At 63.9% G+C, this 20,972-nt stretch carries 13 protein-coding genes; 6 read left to right on the top strand and 7 right to left on the bottom strand.

From position 1 onward, the window contains the following. Window positions 1–100 precede the first annotated feature (100 nt). Together hpnE and MacB4_RS06555 are read left to right on the top strand one after the other, a co-directional pair. Complete coding sequence (gene hpnE, locus MacB4_RS06560; RefSeq protein WP_370569346.1) at window positions 101–2,407, top strand: hydroxysqualene dehydroxylase HpnE; 2,307 nt, start codon at window positions 101–103, stop codon at window positions 2,405–2,407. Window positions 2,408–2,418: 11 nt separating this feature from the next. Further along, window positions 2,419–2,979, top strand: a complete 561-nt coding sequence (locus MacB4_RS06555; RefSeq protein ID WP_206863099.1) for a hypothetical protein — start codon at window positions 2,419–2,421, stop codon at window positions 2,977–2,979. Window positions 2,980–3,034: 55 nt separating this feature from the next. Here the strand turns inward: MacB4_RS06555 and MacB4_RS06550 are convergent, their stop codons facing one another. From MacB4_RS06550 to uvrA, 6 genes are all read right to left on the bottom strand, one after another. After that, window positions 3,035–5,818, bottom strand: a complete 2,784-nt coding sequence (locus tag MacB4_RS06550) for a TonB-dependent receptor (RefSeq protein WP_242529149.1) — start codon at window positions 5,816–5,818, stop codon at window positions 3,035–3,037. A 100-nt stretch (window positions 5,819–5,918) separates the two neighbouring features. Next, window positions 5,919–6,647, bottom strand: coding sequence for an energy transducer TonB (locus tag MacB4_RS06545; protein WP_206863098.1), 729 nt, complete (start codon window positions 6,645–6,647; stop codon window positions 5,919–5,921). Between the two features lie 240 nt (window positions 6,648–6,887). Then, window positions 6,888–7,853 (bottom strand): HAMP domain-containing sensor histidine kinase, encoded by a 966-nt coding sequence (locus MacB4_RS06540; protein WP_206863097.1) that lies wholly within the window; start codon window positions 7,851–7,853, stop codon window positions 6,888–6,890. Beyond that, on the bottom strand, window positions 7,850–8,536 hold the full coding sequence (locus MacB4_RS06535) for a response regulator transcription factor (RefSeq protein WP_206863096.1): 687 nt from the start codon (window positions 8,534–8,536) through the stop codon (window positions 7,850–7,852). The genes MacB4_RS06540 and MacB4_RS06535 overlap by 4 nt, the downstream gene beginning before the upstream one ends. A gap of 82 nt (window positions 8,537–8,618) precedes the next feature. Next, window positions 8,619–10,274: an alpha-keto acid decarboxylase family protein gene (locus MacB4_RS06530; RefSeq protein WP_206863095.1), complete on the bottom strand. Its 1,656-nt coding sequence runs from the start codon at window positions 10,272–10,274 to the stop codon at window positions 8,619–8,621. Between the two features lie 52 nt (window positions 10,275–10,326). Beyond that, window positions 10,327–15,885 (bottom strand): excinuclease ABC subunit UvrA, encoded by a 5,559-nt coding sequence (uvrA, locus tag MacB4_RS06525; RefSeq protein ID WP_206863094.1) that lies wholly within the window; start codon window positions 15,883–15,885, stop codon window positions 10,327–10,329. 237 nt (window positions 15,886–16,122) lie between these two features. Here uvrA and MacB4_RS06520 point away from each other — a divergent pair, with 237 nt between their 5' ends. Genes MacB4_RS06520 through MacB4_RS06510 form a run of 3 tightly spaced genes read left to right on the top strand, consistent with a single transcriptional unit; the run spans window position 16,123 to window position 19,290 of the window. After that, window positions 16,123–17,829 (top strand): efflux transporter outer membrane subunit, encoded by a 1,707-nt coding sequence (locus tag MacB4_RS06520; protein WP_206863093.1) that lies wholly within the window; start codon window positions 16,123–16,125, stop codon window positions 17,827–17,829. A gap of 6 nt (window positions 17,830–17,835) precedes the next feature. After that, the gene (locus MacB4_RS06515) at window positions 17,836–18,939 is read left to right on the top strand and encodes a Xaa-Pro peptidase family protein (RefSeq protein ID WP_206863092.1); all 1,104 of its coding nucleotides are present in this window, start codon (window positions 17,836–17,838) and stop codon (window positions 18,937–18,939) included. 54 nt (window positions 18,940–18,993) lie between these two features. Then, on the top strand, window positions 18,994–19,290 hold the full coding sequence (locus MacB4_RS06510) for a hypothetical protein (protein WP_206863091.1): 297 nt from the start codon (window positions 18,994–18,996) through the stop codon (window positions 19,288–19,290). Window positions 19,291–19,320: 30 nt separating this feature from the next. Here the strand turns inward: MacB4_RS06510 and MacB4_RS06505 are convergent, their stop codons facing one another. Beyond that, window positions 19,321–20,439, bottom strand: coding sequence for an LptF/LptG family permease (locus MacB4_RS06505; protein ID WP_206863090.1), 1,119 nt, complete (start codon window positions 20,437–20,439; stop codon window positions 19,321–19,323). A gap of 58 nt (window positions 20,440–20,497) precedes the next feature. On the opposite strand from MacB4_RS06505, the gene MacB4_RS06500 reads away from it, so the two are divergent. Continuing rightward, complete coding sequence (locus tag MacB4_RS06500; RefSeq protein WP_206863089.1) at window positions 20,498–20,959, top strand: GatB/YqeY domain-containing protein; 462 nt, start codon at window positions 20,498–20,500, stop codon at window positions 20,957–20,959. Window positions 20,960–20,972 lie beyond the last annotated feature (13 nt).

The raw sequence follows: 20,972 nt of genomic DNA, 5'->3' as shown, positions 1-20,972 counted from the left end.
GCCGGCACGATGCTCGTGCAAGCGATGCGATTATTTCCCAGGCATCGAGAAAGGCAAGCCTTCCGTCAGCGAGGCTGGCCTCTCTCCGCCTCCGGATCGAATGCGGGGAAGCGAACGGAAATCCGTTCTCGGCATTTCCACAAGAATCGCTAATAAGGAGACGCGATCGATGGAAACGGAGACGGGGCAATCGCTCACGGCGCGCAGCGGGTCAAATCTGGCCGCCACATTCTTTTGCCTCCCGAGGGAAAGACGGCAAGCCATGGCCGTCTTCTACGGCTTCTGCCGGATCGTCGATGACCTGGCCGATTCCTCTTCCCTCTCTCTCGCCGAGAAGCAGGAGGGAATTGCGTTTTGGCGCGGCGAGATCGATCGGGCATACCAGGGAGAGCCCCTCTCGCCGCTGGGCAAAGAGCTGGCGTCGGTCCTTCGTCGCTATCGGGTCGCCCGAGAGCCCCTCGATGAGGTCGTCAACGGAGTCGAGATGGATCTGGGGCAGAGCCGGTACCGGACCTTCGCCGAGCTCGAGGTCTATTGTCGGCGGGTCGCCAGCGCGGTGGGCTTGGTGAGCATCGAAATCTTTGGCTGCCAAAGGCCCGAGAGCCGCTCCTACGCGGAAGACTTGGGCATGGCGTTCCAGATCACGAATATTCTGCGCGACGTCCAGAAGGATGCTGCCATCGGCCGGGTCTATCTGCCGGAAGAGGAGCTTGCCGAGTTCGGGCTCGGCGTCGAGGACATTCTTCAGGGCAAGTGGAGCCGGGAGATGCACGATCTCTGCCTCTTCCAATACCTTCGCGCCAAGCATTACTTTGCCCGTTCGCGCCGGTGGATCCATCCCGAGGATCAACGGAAGCTGGTCGCTTCCGAGGCGATGCGAGCGGTCTATCAGGCAATCCTCGAGAAGATTCGCAAGGCGGATTTTCAGGTCTTCTCTGGTGCCGGCCGGATGGGGAAGCTTGAGCGCGCCGGAAGGATGGTGGCCGCCCTCCTTGCTTTCTTTCGAGATCGCCGCCTCTCCTGGAATCCGCCTCGGAACCTGGTTGTCTTGGGAGCCGGGCTGGCGGGCATGGCGGCGGCGGTGGAGGCGACGATCTCCGGCGACCGGGTGACGCTCCAGGAGGCGCGGGCGGAGGCCGGGGGCCGAGCGGGGAGCTTCCTCGAGGGCAAGACCGGGGAGAGGCTCGACACCGGGCAGCACCTTCTGATGGGCTGCTACCGGGAGACCCTCCGGTTGCTCCGTTCCCTGGGTGCGGAGCGGAAGCTGCTCTGGATTGATCCCCTCCGGATTCCGTTTCGCAGTCGTGCCGGGGAGAGTGTCCTGGCGGCTTGGCCCCTTCCTTTTCCCTGGCATCTGCTGGGGGCCCTGCTCGGATATCGGGAGATATCCTGGGGAGATCGCCTGGCGGCCATCCGGCTGATCGGCTCGCTCATTCTCGGAGAACAGCCTCTCCCGGGGGAAACGGCGGAGCGCTGGGTGCTGCGGAGAAAGCAGTCCCCTGGGATCGTCCGGGCCCTTTGGGAACCTCTTTGCCTGGCCGCTTGCAACCAGCAGCTCGGCCGAGCTTCGGCCCAGATGCTGACGGTCGTCATCCGCCGGGCTCTCCTGGGCGGCCGGGAGGATTCGGCTCTGGCCTTTTGCGGTGTGGATCTGGGCGATCTCTTGGCCAAGGAGTGTGAGCGGCTCGTGCGTTACTGTGGCGGGAGCCTCGTCTGTCGTTCTCCGGTGAGGCGGCTCCTCTTTGCTGGCGATCGGCTGGAGGCGATCGAACTTGCCTCCGGGGAGCGTCGGGAGGTCGACCAGGTCGTGAGCGCTCTGCCCTGGAACTCCCTCCGCGCGCTCTTGCCCTCGGAGAGCCGGCTCCAAGCAATCTGCCGATCGATCGGGGAGGAAGCGATCCTCAATCTCTACCTCTGGACCGATCGGCCGCTGACGCGGGAAACCGTAGTCGGCTTCCTCGACTCGGACCTCCATTGGCTCTTTTCCCGTGAACGCATCTTGGGGAGGAGCTCGGCTTGCGGCCATGCATACGCGGTGGTCATCAGCGCCGCTCAGTCCTGGAAGGAGCTATCACGGGAGGCCGTAGCGGACCGGGTGATGGCAGAGCTTCGGAATCGGCTGCCGGAAGCGGCCGAGGCTCGGCTCCTCCATTCCTTTCTCTATCGGGCACAAGGGGGCACTCCTTCCCTGAGCCCAGCGGAATGCGGGTTGCGACCGGGTCCGCGGAGCCAATGGCCTAATCTCTGGATTGCGGGGGATTGGACCGACACGGGCCTCCCCGCCACCATCGAGGGAGCGGTCCAGAGCGGGATTTCCGCCGTCCGGATGATGCACCGGGCGGAAGAAGAGAAGGCATTGTCGCCCTCTCCCAGCGGAAAATGGGCGATGGCGGAAGCAAGGGGGTAGCGGAGAGTACCATGAGCAAGAAACGGTGGGTGAGCATTGGCCTGTGCTGGATCGGCTTAATAGCGGGAGCGGGAGGCTCTCTCCGGGCGGCGGAGAGCGTGCCGAATTTTCAAGCGGAGTTCCAGAGCGTGGGCGGTGCCCTTCGGAAAGCCCCTCTTCCCGAGTATCCCGGCGTCCTCGATCAGAAGCTTCGGCCGCTCCTGCGGCGGGTCCGGGCTTCGCTCATCGAGGGAGGGCCCAGGGCGGAGGCGACCATGCGGGGCGTGCTTCTGGGCGCAAAAGAGCTGCTCGCCATCGAGGACGTGGAAGCGGCCATGCTGGCCGCCTACGCCGTCGCGGCCGAACCGGAGCTGGCGGTGCGAGTGCTGCGCACGCTCTCGGAGACCGATCGGGAGGAGCTGGCCTCCTATCTCTTCGCCGGAACGTCGAGTTGCGGAGAAGGCGATCCGCGCAAGCCTTCCCTGCTTCGCCTCGAGATTGCCATGGCGCCCCTGCTCGATGAGCTGATCCTGAAGGCGGATGAGGAAGCGGCAGCCGAGGTGAATGCTCCGGCGAGCCCCTCCCGCAAGTAGCGCTGGCGGACAGAGCGGAGCTCTGCCACCGCGGTAAAGCGGTAAGGTGCCGCGGTCAGAAGTTGATCTGGACCGTGCCCTGGATCCAGAAGGGGAGCTGCGGAACGATATAGTCGTAGTTCATGAACCGCGCATTGCTGAAACCGGGAGCTCCGGGAAGCCAGTACTCCTCGTTGGTCAGGTTGTAGACGTAGAGGCTCGCTTCCCACCGCTTGGCGGCATAGAAGAGGCGGGCGTTTAGCGTATACCAGGTCGGGATCCGGGTCGAATAGGTGTAGAAGATGTAATTGCCGCTCTCGGTGATGCCCCAGAGGGATATGCCGAAGCCGTTGTTGAACTTGTAGGTCGCCATCAGGTTGCCGTAGTTGGTCGGAAACCCGATGAACGGGTAGTTGGCTGCCGCCAGGTTGACCATCGGATCGACCGGCAGCCCGTATTGACGGGCCACGGAGGTGGAGTAGGGCTGCTCCGCCAAAGGCCCCTGGGGGAGTCCGGCCCACTGCTCTTGTGCGGCGATGTAGGCGTAGCCGAAGTTGAGCCAGAAGTTCCGGCTGGGCTGGTAGCTGCCGTTGAGCTGGATCCCTTGGATGTTGGCTTGGGCGGTCGCAATGGGACCCCCCGGGATGACCTGTGCCGGAATGTAGCCGCTTTGCATGTAGGCCGAAAAGCCCAGGAAGAGATGGTCATGCAGAAGGTTGAGCTTGGTTCCCAGCTCGTAGAGAAAATTGTTCTGATGGTAGTAGGAGGAGGGATAGGAGGGGCCGAAGCTCCCGAACTGGGAAAGGAGGGTGGTCTGCCCGTAGAAGAAGGTGAAGTAGTTGGTCATCCAGGGGAAGGGCTTGTAGCTGGGACTGATCGACACTTCGGGCTGGACGATGCTCATCGAGGTCGGCGTCAAGGTCGGGAGCCCAAAGGAGGGGGCCGCCGCCGAAATGTCGCCTGGGGTTCCCGGTGGCGGGGAAGCCTGGATGAAGTAGGCGTTCATCCTCCCCGAGAGAAGGAGGCTCCACTGATCGGTAAAGTCGACCTTGTGCTGGTAGAAGGGCGAAAGCTCGTAAAAGGTATCCGAGGTCGAGAGGTAGTTGAAGACGTTGTAGTACGCACCCGGATAACCGGGGACCGGAATGTCGGTCAGGTAGGGATTGCTGTAGGGAGCCGCAGTCGCCGTGGAAAAGGGGACGAGCGGAGAGTAGTCCCTCGAGGTGAGGGGTTGCGTCATGTTCCAGATGTTGATTGGCGAATGCCAGGCTCCCGAATACTCCGTATCGCTGAAGAAGCGGAATTCCAAGCCGGCATCGATCGCATGGTGGAGCTTCGCCCCGGGGCCCTTCTCGGCTTCTGCGCTCGAGTCGCTGGAGGCCACGGGCTGGCCGCTCCTTCCGATCGGGGTGTCGAAGGAGGCGCGGAGCTCGAGCCGGTCGTCGAAGTCGTACCCCGCCGGCAAGATCGCCCAGAACGTCGAGGGGATGGCCTGATCGATGTAGGTGCTGAAGTACTCGAACATCGAGTTGTTCACGAGCGAGAGGCCCTCATCGATCTTGAGGGTCTCGATCGCCTGGGCGACATAGTAGAGCTGCTGGGTTGAGTTCTCGGAATTGGCGAAGAGGTTGGAACGGCGGCTGATCGGTACTTGCGGGCCCCAGTTCATCGCATAGCCCGCTCCGGGCGGAGCGGTCCCGAGCCCGGGATGGAGGACTCCCGGTGGGCCGTACCAACCGGCGAGCGAGCCGGTCTGATAGAGGCCGTCGCTGATCAGGGCCTGGTCGGGACGGTTGATGCCCGCCACCGTGTTGAGATGGTTGAGGTCGAGCTCGGTATTGAAGTCGATCGTCAGGTTGTCGTAGGGCTTGGCGGAGAGTGCCAAAAGGGCGCATTGCCGCTGGAGGTAGGCTCCATCGTAGTAGTTGTACGGAGCGTAGCCGTCCTGCCCGAAGTAGTCGACCCGGTAGGCGAGCTTGTCCTTGAGGATCGGTCCTCCGATGTCGATGTTCCAGAAGTTGGTGCTGTACATGCCGCCCGTGTAGCTCGCGGTTCCCCGAAATTGGTCGAAATAGGGCTGCTTGGTGACCTCGTTGGCGAAACCTCCCGCCATCTCTTGGGGACCGAATACGATGCTGACGGGGCCCGTGACGACGTCGAGGTTGTCGTAGGCGTTCATGTTCATGAGCGGACCCCATTGGGCGGACTGGCTGAACCCGACGAGCATTCCGTTGCGGTAGGCTGTCCCCGGAAGGCCGCGAATCACCGGCTCCGACACGGGGCTGCCGGTCATCTGGGTCGGATTGATGCCCGGGACGAAGGCGGCCAGATCGTTGACCGACTGGGCGTTGGTGGTCTGAATCTCCTCCTTGTTGACGATTTGAACCGTTCGCGGAGTCTCCATGACGCTCATCTCGGGGCCGAGGACCCCGACCGGCTGCTCGGCTGGCTCGACCGATTCGTAAGGGGTGGATGCCCCCACATCCACTTCGCCCAGAACCGGACCCAAGCCAGGCGGGAGCTCTCCCGCGGGCAGGGGCCCCTGAGGAACGGTGATGGGAGGAGCGGCCTCGGAAGGGGGAGGGGCCGCCGCGGCCCCCGGCCCCGGCGCTGCTGCTTCGGGGCCCGCTTCCGTACTTTCCGGAGCCGCCTCCGGCGGAGCTTGGCCGGTCGAGGGAGCGGGTGCGCTCTCCGGTTGGGCTGCGGACGGGGAAGGAGTCGATGCCTCCTCGGTGGAGCCGCTGCTCGGTCCCGGCTCTGCGCCGAGCGCCGGAGCCGGATCGCCCATCAAAAGGAGAAGGATTCCGGGGAGGAGGACGGAGAGAAGGATGCCGAGGCAGGAGCGGAGCAGCATGGGCATATCGCGGGCGCCTTGCGCGGCTGGAGCCTCTCTGCGCCGGGAAGGGCTTCCTTGTCAACCATTCTTACGGATCGGGAAGCCCTTCCGAGACTATGCCTCGTCATTGGAGATAGAAGCGAACCGGGACGACCGCTTGAGACTCGACGGGTTTCACTCCCGCCAGGGCGGGGTGAAACCGCCAATGCTCGACGGCGGTCTCCGCTGACTGATCGAGATCCGAAAAGCCCGAGCTGCGCACGATCCGCGCCGTTTCCACCCCACCCACTGGCGAAATCTTCACCCAGACGTAGACGACGCCCTGCTCCTTTTTCTGCCGAGCCGCGTCGGGGTACACCGGAGGGGGATTCCGGAGGTAGTCGGGCTGCGCGAGCCGGGTCGGTCGGGCGGCTGAGACGGCCGCAGGTGCCGGCTTTGGGGCGGGCGTGGCTTTCTTGGGCTGGACCTTGCGCACGACGGCCTGGGCCATGTCGTCCGGCTTGGGCGGCAGCGGCTCCGGCACGGCCTGCGTGGTTGGCTCCGGAGTCGCCACGAGATCGACCGTCGCGGGTGGAAAGAAGGACATGGACGTTGCGGCCTGCTTGATCTTGGGTGCCAGGCTGATCCCGGCTCCCAGGATCAGGGCCGCATGGAAAGCCAGGGAGAGAATCCACCCGGCGGTTCGCTCGCGCCGCTCGACTGGGTCTTCCGCGAACGGAAAAACTCCCTGGGGCTCCGAAAGACGAGGCCCCATGGGGGCGGCCACCTTTGGCGCCGCACTGGCGAACAGGATCGGCAGCTTCACCAGCCGGTGCCCGACGTTCTGACTCTTGCGCTCTTGGAGAAGGATCATGGCGAGCCTCCTTCCTGTTTTTTTGCTCGGCGTCGATTCTCCGAGAGGAGACCGACGACCGGTCGGCAGATCCCGAGAGAATCAACCTGAGCGCTCTTTCAACCTGCACTCAGGTTATGCCTGCGCGCTTTAAGAAAAGCGGGGGCGGGAGTTTAACTTTTCTTTAAGTTGCGGAATCCGACGGAACGGCGATCGCCTCCGCGGGAGCTCGGCGAGACCCAGGGGCAGGATGACTCAGCCTCAGCCTTGCAGCGTCTTCGGGAAGATCGTCAGTCGTGTACAGTGCCACTCGCGGTAGGACCGGTAGGCGATTCGCATGTTGCCGTGGCTCTGAACCAGGGCTGCGACGATCCGCTTGCCCACGCCGAGTCCCGACCCCCGGGCCCCGCTCCGCTTGATCCGGTTCCCGACGGTAACTACGACACAACCGGGGTTGCGGCGAAGGCGGAGGAAGATGGGGCCTCGTCCATGGTGGAGCGCATTGGAGACCAGGTTGTAGAGGATCTGCTTGAGGTAGGTCCGGTCCGCGTCGGCCTCCGCAGGCTCCGTGCGTGTCTCGAGCGTGCGGCCATCGGCTTCGGCGAGGAGCCGGAAGCCTTCCAGGAGCTCTTCCAAGAGCTCGTTGACGTCGAGGCGCTCCCAGCGGAGGACGAGCCCCCCCTTCTCGGCTCGCGCCAGGAGGAGGGCGCGATCGAGATGATGGCCGAGCCGGTCGAGCTCCACTTCGATCTGCTCGGTGATGGCGGGATCGACCCGTTCGACCACTCGCTCCATCCGGAGGCGTGCCAGGGTGAGCGGGAGCTTGAGCTCGTGCGCCATCCGCGCGGAGGCGCGGTCGACCTCGGCCAAGGTTTCTTGGACGCGATCGAGCAGCCGGTTGATTTCCTGGACCAAGGCTTCGATCTCCGGATCCCGCTCATCGGCATGAGCTCGCTGCCAGGGGTTCTGTGGGTCGAGCAGGGCGAGTTGGCGCCGGAGCGCTCGGAGAGGTCGTCTGCCGGCGGTCGCCACCAAGAGCGCGGTCCCCAGGAAGGTGGAGAGCATCGCGAGGGCATACGCGGCTTCCCACTGGACCATCTCCCGCCGATGCTCCGGCGTTGTCAAAAAGCGCGCCTCGCGCGCCGAGGCCGCCCAATGAAAGATCGTGGACACCCCGAGAAAGGCCAAGCCGAATACCGCGGTCAGCGTGAGCCATCGGCGGTTCATGGCGAAGCGGAGGGTGCGGCACGCAGCGCAAACCCGATTCCGCGAACCGTCTGGAGCAGCGGAGCCTTCCCCGGAAGGTGGAGCTTTTGCCGTAGATGGTTGACGTGGACGTTCACGAGTGCGGTTTCCGAATCGAAACAACGGTCCCAGATTTTTTCGAGGATGAGTGCCTTGCTTACCGGGTTGGGGGCGTGCTCGACCAGGAGACGCAGCAGCTCGAACTCCCGGTTGGTCAGATCGATGCGCTGGTCCCCCCGGGTCACGGAACGGGCGACAAGATCCATCTCGATGTCCTCAAAGCGCAACCGGCTGGCCAAGGTCGGGCTTTGCCGGCGCAGGAGCGCGCGCACCCGTGCGAGCAGCTCCTGGGTGGAGAAGGGCTTGCCCAGGTAATCGTCGGCACCCGCGTCGAGTCCCCGCACCCGGTCCTCGACGTCGGCGCGACCCGTGAGGAAGAGCACCGGCAGGCGCGATCCGGTGCGCCGGAGCTGGCGGACCACGGAGATGCCGTCGCGCTCGGGAAGCATGAGATCGAGGATCAGGAGATCGAAAGGGTAGTTCTGGGCCAGCCAGAGCGCCTCTTCTCCGTCCTCCGCGACCTCGGCCGTGTAGCCCTCCGCCTGAAGCGCTGCCTTGAGATGCTTCCAGATCTTTCGATCATCTTCGGCAATCAGGATCCTCATCTTCCCATCCATGGGATTGTCTTCCGGCCGCTCGGGCCAGAGAGGACGCTAGGGAGCGACCAGAGATCGGACCGGCATGACCTTACCGCGCCTGTCCCGCACGCTTGTCCGGGGAGAGACGCTGCGCCAGCCTTTCGAGGGCGGGCGAATGGTCGTGAGGGCTCAAGCGCACCTCGATGAGCCAATAGGAATCTCTTTGGTTCCATGCGGCGTGAAGAGTTTCTTCGAGCTCCTGGTTGGTCCGGACCTGGCAGGCATGGCCGGCTCCCAAGAGCTCGGGCAGGCGGCAGTAGTTCCACTCCAGCAGGTCGTTGAAGGGGCCGTCGAGGATGTGGCGTTCGGTAGAGTACCCTCGATTGTTGAGCAAGACCACGATCGGGCTCAAGCCGAAGCGAACCGCAGTCGAAAGCTCTACCCCCGTCATCTGGAACGCTCCGTCTCCCACAAGGACCAGGGGGCGCAATCGTGGATTGGCGAGGGCGGCCCCCAGCGAGGCGGGAATCGCGAACCCCAGAGAGGCGTAGTAGGCGGGGCTCAAGAACTCGGTCGATTCCCGAATGACCAGCTCCGAAGCCCCGAAGAGCGCCTCGCCAACGTCGGCGACCACGACGATCTCCGGGCTCAGAATCTGGTTGATCTCCGCGAAGAGAGAAGCGACGGTGATCCGGTCCTGTCGGCGAAACGCGGTCTTTGGGATCCGCCCGGCCGAAGGAGCGAAGGCGCTCGGCAAGACCTTCTTTTGAATGTCCAGCTTCCGGAGGCCGCGGACGAAGTCCGCCAAGCGTACCCCTTCGAAGGAGTGGTGACGGATGGAGAGCTTTTCGCTGGTTGCATAGATGCAGCGGCTCATGTCGAGCGAAGAAGTGCTTCCGCCCACCGTGATGTCGGTAAGAAAGACTCCCAGAAGGAGGAGGCAATCGCTTGCCTCTACATAATCATGAACTTCGGCGCGTCCGGTCGCTCCTTCGTAGACCCCGACGTAATTCGGATGGGTCTCCGCGATGACCGATTTCCCGAGCAAGGTGGCGGCGACCGGGATGCCCGTTCGTTCCGTGAGCTCGACGAGCTCCTTCTGCAGGCCGAAGCGGTGGATCTCCACGTCAGCCAGGATCAACGGGGAGCGGGAGGCGAGAAGCATCTGACGGGCTTCCTCCAAGGCTTCTGCGAGAGCCTGCGGATCGCTCTCTTCGGGCTCCCGAGGGAAGGAGGATGGGCGAGTGGGAGCCGACAGGAGATCCCGAGGGACCTCGATGTAGACGGGCCGGTGGTAGCGGCGGGCGAGGCTGAGCAGCCGGTCGATCTCGGATGCGGCCGTGTCGGGATTGTCAAGAACGGTTGTCCCTACCGTGATCTCCTCGAAGATCTTCCGCTGCGTGTCGAAACTGCGCACCTTGTGATGGAGCAGCGGATCCTTCTTGCGCTCGTTCATGCCGGGAGCGCCGCTGATGACGACAACCGCCGATTTTTCCGCGTAGGCCTCCGCCACCGCGTTCGCAATTTTGAGGCCACCGACGCAGTAGGTGATGCAGGCGGCCCCGATGCCCCGGATGCGGGCGTAGGCGTCGGCCGCAAAGCCTGCGCCCTGCTCGTCGCAGGTGTTGATCGTCTCGATTCCCCGTTTCCGAAACGTGGAGAAGAGGGCCAGGGCGTAATCGCCCGGCACGCCGAATACATACTCGATTCCCTCGCTCTGAAGACGGCTCGCCAGACAGTCCGCGATGCTCGGGGTTTCTTTCATAAGACAAGGTTGCCCCAAAGGCTTCGTTCGGGAAATGCGAAAATCGGTTGACTCAGCCCGAATGGCCTGCCCGCTTCAGGACGGGGCCCAGGAAAGGGGCGGTGGGCGATTTCCTGACCCGGGCGATTTTCTCGGGCGCGCCTTCGGCGACGATCTTGCCTCCGGATTCGGCCGCTCCGGGGCCGAGCTCGATCGCGTAGTCGGCCTCGGCGATTACGTCGAGATGATGCTCGACGACGACGACGGTATGGCCGAGGTCAACCAGCCGCTGACAGAGCCGGAGGAGTCGTTCCACGTCGGCCAGGTGGAGCCCGATGGTCGGCTCTTCCAGAAGATAGAGGCAGTGCCTTGCCGGCACCGGGGTGAGGGAGCGCGGAAGCGAACGGACGAGCGAGGCCGCAAGCTCCGCGGCGAGCTTGAGCCGCTGCGCCTCCCCCCCCGAAAGGGTGGGGCTCGGTTGACCGAGGGTCAGGTAGCCGAGGCCCGCTTCGGTGACGAGCTCGAGGGCCTGGTGGAGGCGGGGAACACCCGAAAAGAAGGAAGCGGCTTCTTCCACGGTCATTTCCAGGATCTCGGCGATCGTCTTTTCCCGGTATTCGATTTCGAGCGTCTGCGGGTTGTAGCGCTTTCCCGAGCAGGTTTCGCAAGGGATTCGGAAGAGGGGTAGAAGCGGAAGCTCCACGGCGAGCGTCCCGTTCCCCTGGCAAGTCGGGCAACGTCCCGAGGGGGTATTGTAGGAGAATCGGCCGGGTCCGTAGCCCCGTTCACGGGAGGTCGGGAGTGAGGCGAAGAGTGCGCGAATCTGGTCGAAGACGCCCAGGTAGGTCGCCGGAGTCGAACGGCTCGTCTTGCCGATCGGAGACTGATCCACCAGGACGGCGGCGGAGAGCGCATCCGCTCCGGAAACCGCACTCCAGCAGGGTCGGAACGGCCGCGTCCCCTCGGACCTGCGCTTTGCTGCGGATCGGCATGCCGCGGGATAGAGGACCCGGTGCAGAAGCGTGCTCTTTCCCGATCCGCTGACCCCGCAAAGGACCACCAGCTTGCTGAGAGGAAGCGCAAGCGAGAGATCGTGCAGGTTATGCACCTCGATTCCTTTGATGCGCAGCCAGGGCTCGGAAGGGCCGCAGGGTCGCCGGCGGCCGCGGAGCGGATGGCGAAGAGGGCTTCCCAAAAGGCGCCCGGTCGCCGAGCTTGGATCCCCAGCGAAGCTCGTCCAGGGACCATCGGCGACAATTTGTCCTCCGAAGCGCCCCGCACCCGGCCCCAGGTCGATGACGCGGTCGGCCCGCCGGATCGTCTCCTCGTCGTGCTCCACGACGACCAGGGTGTTTCCCTTGGCCCGTAGTTCGTCCAGCGTATCGAGCAGACGGGCGTTCTCTTGGGCATGAAGCCCGATCGTGGGTTCGTCGAGCACGTAGAGCACCCCTTGGAGATTGCTGCCGAGCTGGGCGGCGAGGTGAATGCGTTGCGTCTCCCCTGCGGAGAGGGTCGGAGCCGGGCGGTCGAGCGCGAGGTAGCCGAGGCCCGCCTGCTCCAGGAAGCGGAGGCGAGTCAAGACTTCAGGGAAGATCTTCGCAAGCACCGGGGCCTCCCGGCCAGCAATGGGAATCTGGGAAAAGTAGGCGATGGCTTCCTCGACCGAAAGCCGGCAGATCTCGGGCAGCGTCGGCCCGGCCTCGATCTCTTCTCCCCGGAGAAAGGGAAGACGCACGGCCGCCGCAACGGGATTGAGCCGGGTCCCGCGGCAGCTCGGACAGGGAATCGCCGCTCCGGAACCCTCATCGACTCGGTCTGAGGGAGAGCCCTGTCCCTGGCAGTCCGGGCACCAACCGAGGGGAGAGTGGAAGGAGAAGAGGCGCGGGTCGAGCTCTTCAAACGCGCGCCCGCTGCCCGGGCAGAAGTAACGCGTGCTCAACAGCGACTCCTTCCCTTGCGGATCAAGCAGGAGGATCGTCTCCCGTCCCAGCGAGAGCGCTTCGGCCACCATCCGCTCGACCTCTGCTTCGGTGGAGCCGGGCAGAAGGGTCCCGAGCCAGACGTCGATCGAATGGGTCCGGTAGCGATGGGTCCCGGAAAAACGCTGGGGATCGACCCACCGGCCGTCGATGCGCAGGCCGGAAACCTTCTTGCGCGCCGCCCAGCGGCCGAGCGCCACGTAGTTGCCCTTCCGGCCGCGCACTACGGGGGCGAGGAGGCGCTGGGGAACGACCAGACGTCGGAGAACCTCGGAGAGGAGTGCATTCAAGGATTGTCGCTGGGCCGGTTCTCCGGTTGCCGGGTCGGCGGGAATGCCCAACCGGGCGTAGAGGAGGCGAAGAAACGGGAAGATTTCGGCGATGGTGGCGACCGTGCTCTTGGAGCCCGGTCGGGTGAGCCGCTGCTCGATTGCCACGGTCGGGGGCAAGCCGGTTACCGCCTCCACGGTGGGCTTCTCCATCTGCTCGACGAACTGGCGTGCATACCCGGAAAGGCAGTCGAGGTAGCGCCGCTGACCCTCCGTGAAAAGAATATCGAAGGCCAGGGTCGACTTTCCCGAGCCGCTGACTCCGGTCAAGACCGTGAAGCTGCCGAGGGTGATGTCCAGGGAAAGCGACTTCAAGTTGTGGTGGTGTGCGTTCTGGATCGACAGACGATCCGGGAGGAGGGGAGGCGCGGGAGGCTCCCCGGGTGTGCCTTCCTCGAGAGGCACCGCGTTTTGGGTCTCGACTCCGAGCCGGTGGCGGAGGAAGCGGCCCGTGTGGCTGCTTGGGTGAGAGGCGATTGCCTCCGGATCACCCGCGACCACGACCCTCCCCCCATCCGCACCACCCTCCGGACCGAGCTCGATCACCCAGTCGGCACTGCGGATTACCTCGAGGTTGTGCTCGACCACGATCAGGGTGTTGCCCTGGTCGACGATCCGTTGGAAGAGGCGGAGCAGAGCCGGAATGTCATCCGCATGGAGGCCCGTCGTTGGCTCATCGACAAGAAAGAGTGCCGCACCGCTGCCTTCGCTTCGTCCACAGTCCGCTTCGCCCGCGGCACGGATCCCACCGGACAGATGATTCCAGACCTTGAGCCGTTGACTCTCCCCTCCGGAGAGCTGGCTCAAGGGATGACCGAGTCGGAGGTAGCCAAGACCGATCTCCGACAGGCCGCCGAGCCTCCGAACCGCTTGGCGGCGGAGCCTCTCTTCGGAGGAGGGAGTTCCTTCTTTGGGCCAAAGGAAGCCAACCGCCTCCGTCACGCTCATGGCGAGCAGCTCCTCCAAGCTCTTGCCGCCGAGCCGGACGGCAAGGACATGGGGTTGGAAGCGCTTGCCTTGGCAGATCGGGCAGGGGAGGAAGACATCGGCGAGGAACTGCATCTGGACACGCTCGACCCCGGATCCCTCGCAATGGGGGCATCGGCCGTCGCCCGCATTCAAGGAAAAGGAGCGGGCGGTGAGGCCGCGGGAGAGCGCGTCTTCGGTCTGGGCGAAAAGCTTCCGGATGGGTTCCCATGCCTTTATATATAGCGCCAGGTTCGAGCGAGGGGTGCGGCTCAAGGGAGATTGATCGACTTCGTAGAGGGCCGAAATCCCCTCCCATCCGATAAGGACGGCTACCTCTCCACGGAAGGGAGACGGCTTGTCCGGTTGGGAGAGGGCGGAGCGGAGCGTGGCGGCAAGGGCATCGTGGACCAGGCTGCTTTTTCCAGAGCCGCTGACGCCAGTGACCGCAACGAAGCGATGGAGGGGCAGGTCGAGAGCGAGATCCTCCAGGTTATGCACACGGATGTGGGACAAGCGAAGGCGGGGAACGGAGTCGATCGGGCGAGGAGAGGCGCGGACAGGGACCCTCTTTCTTCCGGAAAGATAGGCACCCGTCAAGGATCGGGGAGAGCGCAGAATTTCGGCGGGTGAGCCGCAGAAGACGACCTCTCCTCCCTCCGCTCCCCTGCCGGGGCCAAGCTCGACAAGATGATCGGCGCCCTCGATCACTCTTTCGTCGTGCTCGACGGCGACGACCGTATTGCCCTGGTCGCGCAGACGGCGCATGACAGCCAGCAGCCGGTCGACGTCCCGCGGATGGAGTCCGATGGTCGGTTCATCGAGGACGAACAGGGTGTTGGACAGCTGGTTGCCCAGGCAGATGGTCAGGTTCGCCCTCCGAATCTCTCCGCCTGAAAGAGAACGGGTGGGGCGGTCGAGCGAGAGGTAGCCGAGGCCGATCTCCTCCAGGTAGTGCAAGCGGACCAGGACCTCTTCCCAGGCGCGGCGGGTAGCCGGGTCGGTCGGAGGGAGCACAAGGGATGCGAGCCGCCGCCGCGCCTGCTGCGCGGGGAGCGCGCAGAACTCGGCGATCGACAGGTCCCCGGAGGGCAATGGGAGCCGGTAGGCGCGTGCAAGCTCCGTAAAACGGGCGCCGCCGCAGTCCGGGCAAGCCCGGTAATTGCGGTAGCGGGAGAGGAAGACGCGGACATGCGTCTTGTAGGCTTTTTTCTCCAGGATGGAAAAAAAACCGCGTAGCCCGCACCAGCGCCCGGCCTCCACCGCCTCTTCCGCCTCGAGCTTCGACCGCTCACCCTCCAAGATAAACTCCCGTTCCGCAGGCGAGAGTTGAAAAAAAGGGGTATCGATCGAAATGCCTCGGCGGAGGCAGGTCTTCTCGAGCATCCGCTGCCACCAGGACAGCGATCCCGAGCGGAAGGGCTGGATCGCACCACTCCGCACCGATCGGCCCGGCTCCGGAACCACCCGGTTCCAGTCGAGCTCCACGACCCGGCCGAATCCGTGGCAGGTGGGACACGCCCCTTGCGGATTGTTGAAGGAGAAGAGGGCAGGAGCGGGAGCAGGAAATTCCCGCCCGCAGCCGGAACAGAGCCGACGGTCGGTGTAGATCCGACTCTGGTCGCGAGCGGTCCGGATCGCCACCTGGCCCTTCCCGAGCCGCATCGCCTCTTCGATCCCTTGGGCAAGCCGGCTCTTTTCCCTCTCCTCGACGCGCAGGAGCTGCAGCGCGACGAGCAGACGGTCGGTCAGGACATCGTCCGCCGCTTCCTCGTCGGTCCGTACGAGGGTTTCCTTGTCCCAGACGCGAAGAAGCCCTTGCGAGCGGAGGAACGAAAAGGCCTCTCGACGGCTGGTCCCCTCGGGAAATTCGACCGGGAAGCCGATTCCAACCGTTTCACCCCGAAACTGACCCAGCAGCTCCTCGGCGATCGAAGCGGAGGATCCCGCTTCCACCGGAAGTCGGCAGTGCGGGCAAACGAGCGTTGCCGCGCGGGCATAAACCGACTTGAGGTAGTCGAGAGTGCCGCTCATCGTTCCGAGCGTGCTTCGCGAGGTCGCGGCAGCCCCGCTCTGCCCGACGGCGATCGCGGGGAGGATCCCCTCGATCGCCTCGCAGTCCGGCTTTTCCATTCGTTCGAGGAACTGACGAACGTAGGGCGAGAATGTTTCCACATAGCGTCGCTGGCCTTCGGCGTACAGGGTGTCGAAGGCCAGGGAGGATTTCCCCGAGCCGCTGGGCCCGGTGATCACCGTGAGCTTGCCCCGAGGGATCTCCAAATCGATCGACCTCAGATTGTGCACTCGCACCCCGCGGAGGGAGATGAAAGCCTGCGAGCAGGAAGCGGGAGATCTCATCCGCTTTCTTCTGGGAGGATCGTAGCCGGCTCCATGGGGAGATCAGGAAGGTGGACGGCCGCAACCGGTTGAGAAATGAGCCATGAGTGCTTCAGCCGCTGCCTTGGACAGGGCAGCCACCGAAAGATAGCGTGCCATCGGGAATCGGCCAAGCTCCGCTGCCAAAGGAAGCTTCCGCTTGACCCGGCTACGCTACGGAACGTATATGCCGATGTTTGGGGAAAGGCCGGCGCGGCAATGGTGAGTAAGCGTTTACTGAGAAGCCAAGAGAATCCGAGGGCGGGCCGAATTGGGGCCTTTGCGCGGCAGGCTTCCCTTCTTGTCGTCCTTCTCGCCCTTTCCTCGGGATGCATGATCGGGCCCGATTACAAGCGGCCAACCGTGGAGACCCCGAGCAACTTCAAGTGGGGAGAGTCCCCCGCCAGCGAGAAGGTGGCTACAGGCCGGAACGGTCAGACGGCGAATGGCACCTCGCGGCCATCTCCGGAAGGGATGGCCCAAAATATCCGGTGGAGGAAGGCCCTTCCTCAAGATGTCATCGCCAAGGGCGATTGGTGGAAGCTTTTCGACGATCCGGTGCTCGATCAGCTGGAAAGCCAGCTCTCGATCGGCAATCAGCAGATCAAGGTCGCTTTTGCCCAGGCGACGGCTTCCCGCGCCCAGGTAGGCCAGTCGCTCGCCAATTTCTTTCCGAACGTGGGAGTCGCCCCTTTTTACTCCAACATCAGCTTTTCCCAGAATCAGCCCTTCTTCCTGCAGCAGCACCAAATACAGGCACCGGTGATCGGCTCCAACGGGCAGCAGATCGGAACGGCGCAATTTCCCGTGGGCTTGACCCAGTCCTGGCAGGAGTATGCGATTCCGGGCTACGCCGTCTACGAAGCGGATATTTGGGGACAGTTGCGGCGCGGGCTCGAATCTGCCAAGGCGAATGCGCAGGCGACGCAAGCCGCCTACGAGACCGTCATTCTTTCCCTCCACGCCGAGCTCGCCATTCAGTATTTCTTCCTGCGCTACATTGATGCGCAGCTGGCCGTCTACAAGTACATGGTCGATGTCTTTCGGGACAACCTCTACTTGGTCCAGAGCCGCTACGATGGCGGGGTGGCCAATGAGCTCGACCTGGCGCGCGCCAAGACCGATCTGGCAACCGCCCAGTCCCAATACATCGGCTTGCAAAACACGCGAGCGCAGGCGGAAAACGCGATTGCCACACTCCTGGGCAAGCCGGCATCCACCGTGCGGGTCGCATCCAATGCCTTGCGGGACGCCCCGCCGGTGCTTCCCGCCTATCTCCCTTCCGATCTCCTCCAGCGGCGTCCCGACGTGGCTCAGGCGGAGCGGCAGATGGCCCGGGCGAATGCGACGATCGGAATGGCCCTTGGGGCCTTCTTTCCTTCGGTGAACCTCTTCGCCGTGGGTGGGCTCATCAGCGACGCCGCCTCGCTCCTGTTCCAGGGAGGGAGCCGTTTCTGGTCGATCGGACCGTTCATCAACATCCCTCTCTTCGAGGGGGGGCGACTGGTCGCCGGAGTGGAATTTGCACGAGCCTCGTACCAAGCGGCCGTCGCAAACTACCGCCAACAGGTGTTGAGCGCCTTCCAGGAAACGGAAAACGCCCTGGCGGCCATCAAGATTCTCCTCGATCAGCAGGAAGCGCAGAATCGGACCGTTGCGTTTGCCAAGCAGCAGTATGACGTCTCCCTCGTCCGCTTCAAGGAGGGGATGGTGAACTATATCGAAGTGGACACGACCATGCGCGTCTGGCTTACCGCGCAACTGGTCGACGTCCAGATCCTGGGGCAGCGGTACATTGCGCTCGTCTCCCTGATCCGGGCTCTTGGGGGAGGGTGGAAGGATTACTCGATGCGCCCCCTGGCGGCGAAGCCGGAAGGGAGCGCCCTGCCGTCGGAGCAGCACTCGGCTGCGAGGAAGAGCGGGTAGCCCTTCATGGTGCGGGTACTCTACGGCTCGAGCGAACGCGAGGCAGATCTTCGCTACGCCGTCCGCATGGTGGTCCCGGATCCATTCCTGTGGGTTGAAAAGGGTGGGCGGACCTATGCGGTATTCAGCGCTCTGGAGGTTGACCGCGCACGGAGGATGGCGCGCGTCGACAGGGTGATTCCCGCCGAGGAGCTTGTCTCCGACGAAAGAAGGCGAGCCGATCCTGTGGAGCTGCTTCTGGCCTTGGGGCGCAGGCTCAGGTTCCGCGTGGTCGAGGTCCCGGAGTCCTTCCCGCTCGGGATTGCCGATCGGGCTGAAAAGCGCGGCTTGCGGATCCGCGTGCGACGAGGACCGTTTTTCCCCGAGCGCCAGCAAAAGAGCGATGAGGAGATCGACTGGATCACGGAGGCCTTGCGGATCGCAGAAGCGGGGATGGAGCGGGCCCGGGAAATCCTCCAGGCGAGTCGCCCGGATGCCCGGGGAATTCTTCGGTGGAACGGGGAAGATCTCACCTCCGAACGGTTGCGCGGGGAGATCGAGGCGGTGATCGCGCGGCTCGGCGGGATCGCGGAGCATTCGATCGTCGCCGGAGGAGTGCAGGCCTGCGATCCTCACGAGCAGGGGAGCGGACCCTTGCACGCCGGCGAAGCGATTGTGATCGACCTCTTTCCTCGCAGTCAGGCGAGCGGCTATTACGGGGACTTGAGCCGGACCTTCGTCAAAGGCGAACCGTCCGAGGCATTGCAGCATCTCTATGATACCGTTGCGGAAGGCAAGCGGTGGGTGTTGGGGGAGATGCGCGAAGGGGCGGACGGACAGGCGTTGCATCGCCGGCTTCTCCGCCGGTTCGCTCAGGCAGGGTACCCCACCGAGCGACGCGGAGGCCGGTGGGTCGGTTTTTTCCATGGGACTGGCCATAGCCTGGGGCTCGAGATCCATGAGCCCCCTCGTTTTGCGGCGGGGCGCTTTCGTTCGGGCCAGATCCTGACGGTCGAGCCGGGCCTCTATTATCCGGAGATCGGCGGGGTCCGCTTGGAAGATCTTGTCGTGATCGAGAAGGACGGCATTCGCAACCTGACCCGTTCCCCGGAGATCTTTAAAAGTCCTTGACGCGTTCCACGAGCGCGTGCTGGACTTCTTTCGCCCGGCAGGAAGCAAATTCCCATGAAAACCTGTGCGCTTCGCGCCCTTCTGCTCGGATGCCTGCTCGGGTGCGCCGCGTCGATCGTCCCCGGCAAGCTCTTCGGGTTTCCTGCGGGGGCCGTCCAGCGGCTCCAGTCGGAGGACGACCCCGAGCCCGGTCAGGAGCCCGAAATGAGGCCCGGGCATCAGCCGGGAGAAACCCAACGGGAGCATGGGGAGCCGGGAGAGCCGAAGGGGCCTTCGGAAGAGCCCTTTACGCCGGCGCCCTACTTTCCGGAGATTCCCCAGTTCCTGCCCGACGAACCCTACGTCCCCTGACGGGGGGTCAGGGGAGGCGGTTGCGAGCCCTCATCGGCGATTCACCCGCCAGAGCAAGAAAAAGCCGATCGTCTGAAAGACGATGTTCGGCATCCAGATGATGAGCTCCGGGAAGAGATGCGCCTTGGCCTTCAAGGCATCGGCCAAGAGGACGATCGCATAGTACGCCAGAACGATCACGAGGCTCAAGGCGACCCCCACAGAGGTTTCCCGCCGGTGGACCTGAATCGCCAGAGGAACCCCGACAATCGCGAAGGTAAAGCAGGAGAGCGAGACCGCGAGGCGCTTCTGGAGCTCGGTCAAGATCGGCGTCGGATTGTTGTCCGGCGTGATCGAGGGATGACCCAGGACCTGCTGCCCGATCTCACCCAGGGTCGCAAGGCCGATGCTCTTCCGGACAGTGAGGCGATCGAAGAGGGTGCCAAGCGAGATCTCGTAGGGGACTTGAAGGGCGCGGGAACCGGCGACGATGGCCTGCACGTCCTCCGGGTTGGCCACGCTCCGTTCCTCCTGGCGGCTGTTCCGCAGGGTGAGGACGATCCGCTGGTGGGGCATGTCGGCGTTGATTTCCGCCTCATCCGCCCGGATTGCGCGCAAGGGGCGGAAGGCGCTGTCGACTTCCCAGATGTAAACATCATCGAGCCGGGCGCCCGCGCGCTTGCTCGCATAAAGGCGGAAGCCGTCGAACTGGTCGATCGACTTTCCGCTCTCAAAGAAGGAGAGCGGATTTTGCAAGAGGACATCCGAGAAGATCTCCTTGAAGGCATGGCGGCTCTTGGGACCGACATAGGCGTTGATCGAAAAGCTGAACAGGCTGTACGCCAGCGCAAACCAGATTACTGGAGCGAGCAGAGGGCCGATCCCGATTCCCGCAGATTTCAAGGCGATCAGCTCGTGATCCTGCGACATTCGGCCGAAGAGAAAGAGAACGGCCATCAGCAGGCCCCAAGGCAGGGTGAAGGTCAGGACGAAAGGCACAAGAGAGAGAACGAGCTTGGCGATCACCCAGAGAGGGACCTCATGGTTGATGATGAGGTCGGCGACATCGCGAAATACGTTGGCCAGGACGAGGAAGAAGGTCAGAATGGCCGTGCTGGTGAGGCTGATCTTGAGAAGATCGAGAAAGAGAAGACGGTAGACCGTTTTCATCCAACCAGCGTCATTTTCCGGATGCCTCGGAAGAGGAGGGGGTGCTAAGCTTCCAAGGATGTCGCTCTTTCTTAGGATCAACGAGGAACTCAAGGAGTCAATGCGAAAACGGGACGCGCTCCGGACCTCGGCCTTGCGGATGCTCAAATCGGCGATCCAATATGCGGGATTGGAGAAGGGATGGGCTGGGGAGCCTTCCGATGCAGAGGTGATGACCGTGATCGCCAAGGAGACTCGGAAGCGAGAGGATTCGATCGAGCGCTACCGGAGCGGGCACAGGGAGGATCTGGCCCGAAAGGAGGAGGACGAAATCGCCATCTTGCGGGAGTTTCTTCCGGAACCGCTCTCTCCCGAGGAACGGGAAGCCTTGGTTCGTCGGGCGATCCGAGAGACGGGGGCGAAAGGCAAGGCGCAATTGGGCGCGGTGATCAAGACAGCTCTGCAGCAGGCTGGTGGCCGGGCCGACGGAAAGCAGATCCGCGACCTGGCCGAACGGATGCTGGGAGCCGAAGGCTCCTGACGGGAGCCCAAGC

This window comes from Methylacidimicrobium sp. B4, from assembly GCF_017310545.1.
Lineage (GTDB): Bacteria > Verrucomicrobiota > Verrucomicrobiia > Methylacidiphilales > Methylacidiphilaceae > Methylacidimicrobium.
This window is presented reverse-complemented; position numbering and strand designations above follow the sequence as displayed.

Coding starts and splice junctions, on each gene's coding strand:
- hpnE (WP_370569346.1), top strand. CDS start 101: ATGCGGGGAAGCGAACGGAAATCCGTTCTCGGCATTTCCACAAGAATC.
- MacB4_RS06555 (WP_206863099.1), top strand. CDS start 2,419: ATGAGCAAGAAACGGTGGGTGAGCATTGGCCTGTGCTGGATCGGCTTA.
- MacB4_RS06550 (WP_242529149.1), bottom strand. CDS start 5,818: ATGCCCATGCTGCTCCGCTCCTGCCTCGGCATCCTTCTCTCCGTCCTC.
- MacB4_RS06545 (WP_206863098.1), bottom strand. CDS start 6,647: ATGATCCTTCTCCAAGAGCGCAAGAGTCAGAACGTCGGGCACCGGCTG.
- MacB4_RS06540 (WP_206863097.1), bottom strand. CDS start 7,853: ATGAACCGCCGATGGCTCACGCTGACCGCGGTATTCGGCTTGGCCTTT.
- MacB4_RS06535 (WP_206863096.1), bottom strand. CDS start 8,536: ATGAGGATCCTGATTGCCGAAGATGATCGAAAGATCTGGAAGCATCTC.
- MacB4_RS06530 (WP_206863095.1), bottom strand. CDS start 10,274: ATGAAAGAAACCCCGAGCATCGCGGACTGTCTGGCGAGCCGTCTTCAG.
- uvrA (WP_206863094.1), bottom strand. CDS start 15,885: ATGAGATCTCCCGCTTCCTGCTCGCAGGCTTTCATCTCCCTCCGCGGG.
- MacB4_RS06520 (WP_206863093.1), top strand. CDS start 16,123: ATGGTGAGTAAGCGTTTACTGAGAAGCCAAGAGAATCCGAGGGCGGGC.
- MacB4_RS06515 (WP_206863092.1), top strand. CDS start 17,836: ATGGTGCGGGTACTCTACGGCTCGAGCGAACGCGAGGCAGATCTTCGC.
- MacB4_RS06510 (WP_206863091.1), top strand. CDS start 18,994: ATGAAAACCTGTGCGCTTCGCGCCCTTCTGCTCGGATGCCTGCTCGGG.
- MacB4_RS06505 (WP_206863090.1), bottom strand. CDS start 20,439: ATGAAAACGGTCTACCGTCTTCTCTTTCTCGATCTTCTCAAGATCAGC.
- MacB4_RS06500 (WP_206863089.1), top strand. CDS start 20,498: ATGTCGCTCTTTCTTAGGATCAACGAGGAACTCAAGGAGTCAATGCGA.